The 4,146-nt window shown below is 58.1% G+C and carries 3 protein-coding genes and 1 tRNA gene; 2 read left to right on the forward strand and 2 right to left on the reverse strand.

All coding sequences use genetic code 11. The features are described from left to right. Positions 1-100 precede the first annotated feature (100 nt). Positions 101-1,291 (reverse strand): membrane protein insertase YidC, encoded by a 1,191-nt coding sequence (yidC, locus tag NW843_RS12885; RefSeq protein ID WP_414523141.1) that lies wholly within the window; start codon positions 1,289-1,291, stop codon positions 101-103. A 224-nt stretch (positions 1,292-1,515) separates the two neighbouring features. On the opposite strand from yidC, the gene NW843_RS12890 reads away from it, so the two are divergent. Continuing rightward, positions 1,516-1,587, forward strand: a tRNA-Asn gene (locus NW843_RS12890). Positions 1,588-1,870: 283 nt separating this feature from the next. Next, the gene (locus NW843_RS12895) at positions 1,871-2,389 is read left to right on the forward strand and encodes an inorganic diphosphatase (RefSeq protein WP_414350567.1); all 519 of its coding nucleotides are present in this window, start codon (positions 1,871-1,873) and stop codon (positions 2,387-2,389) included. A 6-nt stretch (positions 2,390-2,395) separates the two neighbouring features. Here the strand turns inward: NW843_RS12895 and NW843_RS12900 are convergent, their stop codons facing one another. After that, positions 2,396-4,012, reverse strand: coding sequence for a B12-binding domain-containing radical SAM protein (locus NW843_RS12900; protein ID WP_414523142.1), 1,617 nt, complete (start codon positions 4,010-4,012; stop codon positions 2,396-2,398). Positions 4,013-4,146: the final 134 nt, after the last annotated feature.

The following is a 4,146-nucleotide window of genomic DNA, read 5'->3' on the forward strand; positions in this document are numbered from 1 at the left end:
CTATCGCTGCATAGTTGAACAGTGATGTTCAGCAGTGTTCAGCGCAAATGTATCAGGTATCAACACTCCACCACAAGTCCACCCCAACAGCGAGGATCCCCTAGGGCTCAAAGGGCAAGGATTCCCGTCCCTCCTTGGCTGGTCTGGGCTTGGTCGATTTTTCCACTTCCTTGGCCTCCACCGTGATCGCCTGGGCAGCCCGACGGCGCTCCTCTTCCACCAACTGCTGTAAGTTCTCCGGCAACGGCTCCCGCGAGAGCAGGAAAGTCTGCACCGTTTGGAAGATATTAGAGACAAGGATGTAGAGCAAAACCCCTGCCGGCAGAGGGAAGAACAGGAACATCGCCGAGAACAGCACAGGGGTGATCCGAGCCATGGAACTTTGGCTGGGATCCCCTTTGCCGGTATCCTGTCCGGCATTGGTTAGGTACTGGTTCAGGTAAATGGACACCCCAAAGATGACGATCATGGCGATGATATCCCAGTGGATGGTGCCATCCTCGTCGAAGGCTCCCACACGGCCCAACTTGTCGATGAACAGAAAGCCAGTCTCAGAGGCCAAACCGGGAATGGACACCTGCACGGTCACATCCCCCGGCTGCAGAGCCAGCAAGGTGCCATCCGGCTTGATCTGGGCACGATCTTCTCCTTTGGTGATCTTCCAGGTGAGCTGTAACAGATTGGGATCCCCACCCGCTTCGGCCACCAATTGCTCAAAAGGCTTGCCCCCCGGCCCTTGAAGCAAAAATTGCACCTCTTCCCCGACGGCAACCTTGGTGCCTTTGGGTTCCACCAGCACCACCGGCTTGTGAAGAGAGTCGGTGACAAAAATGTTCTTGCTGGGGCTGACGTAGGGGGCGGGCACCACCTCAGCCGCCATTTCCGCCGGCAGGATCTGCAAGTTGACATCGTAGGTCACCGCTGCAAAGGGGGATCCCCGCAGGGTGGCAAACAGGGCAAACAGCACCGGCATTTGAATGAGCAGTGGCAGGCAGCCCCCCAAAGGATTGGCCCCCAGCTCGCTGTAAAGCTTGGCCTGGGCTTCCCGAAGCTTCTGCGGGTCGTCTCGGTATTTCTCCTGGAGTTCTCGCATCCGCCGCTGCATCACCGGGCTGATCACCTTCATGCGCCGCATGTTGCGGATGGATCCCACATTGAGCGGGTAGAGGGCAAAGCGGATCACCAACGTCAGGAAGATGATGGCCAGTCCGTAGCTGGGCACGATCCCATAGAAAAAATCCAGGATCGGCAGCATGACGTTGTTGGAGAGAAATCCGACTCCGAAGTCCATGAGGGGCGCTGGCAAATGTCCGTAACCATTGTAATGGCTTCCGTTCGGTTGACGAGGGCGTTTTCAGGGTTTGTCCCCTGGATCCGTCAGATAGACCTGAGAAAGGCGAGCAATTGAGCAAAATCAAGCCCGCTCCACTGAACAGGGATCCCAAGGCCCAACAAGAACCCCCCGCCGGCAGTTGCCTAGCAGTCCTTTTTTCCCCTATGATGAGAAACGCTTGATCCTCGGTAGCTCAGCGGTAGAGCGGTCGGCTGTTAACCGATTGGTCGCAAGTTCGAATCTTGCCCGGGGAGTATGTCTGAGCCAATCAAGGAAGCCGGATCCGGAACCCTATCCTTCCAGGCGGCTCTGGGCCTGCTGAGGGAAAGGGGGAGAGAAAACCCAGTCTCCCATCTCGTCGAGGAAGATGCGACGCTAAGCCAGACGTGGAGAAAATAATGTGAAGCAATGTGAAGGCGGCTAAGGGTTTCGTCCCGCCTATTCCCGGCAAGTGTCAAGAGTCTCTGTCCTTTGGGGCAAGGAGTATGTCAGAATACCCTCTGGCTGTCTATTCCCAATCCGAGGGTGCTTGCTGTGATCGACCTGTCGCGGATCCCTGCCCAACCCAAGCCCGGCCTGCTCAACATCTTGATTGAGATTCCCGGCGGCAGCAAAAACAAGTATGAGTTCGACAAAGACATGGGAGCAATGGCGCTGGATCGGGTGCTCTACTCCTCGGTGCAGTACCCTTACGACTACGGCTTTGTGCCCAACACGCTGGCCGGGGATGGGGATCCCTTGGATGGCTTGGTGATCATGGATCAGCCCACTTTCCCAGGGTGTGTGGTCACGGTGCGACCCTTGGGCATGTTGCAGATGATCGACGGCGGGGATCCCGATGAGAAGCTGCTGTGTGTGCCTGCCAAGGATCCCCGCTATGCTTCGGTGACCAAGCTGGAAGACATCGCCCAGCACCGCCTGGATGAGATTGCGGAGTTTTTCGCCACCTACAAGCGCCTGGAAAAGAAAGAAACCCAGATCTTGGGCTGGAAAGGCTTGGCCGAAACCGAGGCGATTATTGCCAGCAGCATCGCAGCTTGCAAACAACCCAAATAGGTATTTTCAAGAGATACGAACAGAAAGAGCTTCCTGGCGATGTTGCAACAGTCGCTCTGGGGTGAGGGGCCCTTCGATGTGTTGCCAAGGCAAGGGATCCGCTGGATCCCAGTGGCTGTGCACGTAGTAGTCTAGGGGCGGCAGTTGCCCTTTAAGCTCTTTGAAAGCCCGCCGGTAGCTCCCCAAGGATTCCCCAAAGTCCCGCGCCAACTGCAAGACTTTTCCCACCCGCCGATCCCCTCGCGAGATGAGGGCTTGGATCACCGACCAGCTATAGCTTTCCGGGCGCAACTCCACCCCCAGGGGACGCAGGTGTTTCTGGAAAAACTGCAGTTTTTTCTCGGCTTGGGGATCCACTCCGTACCACTGAAAAGGGGTGTGGGCTTTGGGCACAAAGGTGCTGCAACCCAGCGTCAGGCGCAGGCCGGGAGCCGCTTTTTTGAGCTCTTGGAAAAGGGCTACTGTGGCCTCCAGATCTGCCTGGGTTTCCGCCGGGATCCCTACCATGCCGTAGAACTTAATGCCCTTCAGACCTCCAGCCTGGGCGTGGGCTGCTGCTGCCAAGATTTCCGGGTTGCTTAACTTCTTGTTGATGATCTGGCGCAGTTGTTCTGAGCCACTTTCGATGGCCACCGTAATGGACTGGCTGCCCCGGCGGGAGAGTACCTGCGCCAGACGTGGGGTTACGGTAGCGGTGCGCACCGAGGCCAGACTGAGACGCACCTGCTCGAAGCGATCCTGGGCCAAGTGCTCCAGCAACTGCTCGAATTGCGGGTGTTGGGTTACCGAAGCCCCCAGCAACCCAATCCGCTGGGTAACCTGCAGCCCCCGCTCCACCGCCGGGATCAAATGCCCCTCCACATCCGCCACCCGGAAGGGCAACGTTAGGTAGCTGGCCAGGCAAAACCGACACATCTCCGGGCAACTGCGCACCACCTCCACCATGTAGATGCTCTCCCAGGCCGCTTTGGGGGTGACTACTGTGGAAACCGAGAGGGTGTTGCCGCGGAAGGTGTGTTTGCGGATGGAGCTAGGGATCCCGGCCACTTTGGGGAGCACCTTCTCCACCGGGCCGTCGGGCTCCCGGTATTGGGGTTCATACAAGCCGGGCACATAGATCCCTGGCACCTGCGCTAGCGCCTGCAATTTCTCAGCCCGGGATCCCTGGCGCACCTGCCGATAGACCTCGATCATCTTCTCCAGAAGACCTTCCCCATCCCCCAGCAAGATCAGGTCAAAAAACTCGGCAAAGGGCTCAGGGTTGGCTGTCAGTACCGGGCCGCCGCCAAAGACCAAGGGGTGGGCTTCTTCCCGCTCCTCAGATCTGGGAGGGATCCCGTGCCGTTCCAGCAGAGCCAGGATATGGACATAATCCAGCTCCCAGGATAGGGAAAAGCCGAACAGCTCCGGCTCCCGGGGCAGGGGTTCAGCCAAGTCTGTAAAGAGGCGGGAGACGGCCACATCTCGGCGGCTGGCCAGCAGACTCCAGATGACTTGATAGCCCAGGCTGGTGATCCCCACTGCGTAGGTGTTGGGGAAGGCGTAGATTACCCGCACTGCGTCGGGGTCAGGCGTGGCCGGGGCAAAGAGCAACTGCTCCAGGGCAAACTCTGAACTAGCCAAGGGATCCCGCTGTGTTGGATTGAGGTTTGGGTTCCGGCTCGGAAGAGTTTTGATTTGCCTGCCGAACTTTTTTGGCTCCTGCATGCTAACAAAAGCTAGCATCTTTCACCAATGCAGATTGCCGGAACAGGGCA

The sequence above is a fragment of the Synechococcus sp. R5-12 genome (genome assembly GCF_047502655.1).
GTDB lineage: Bacteria > Cyanobacteriota > Cyanobacteriia > Thermostichales > Thermostichaceae > Thermostichus.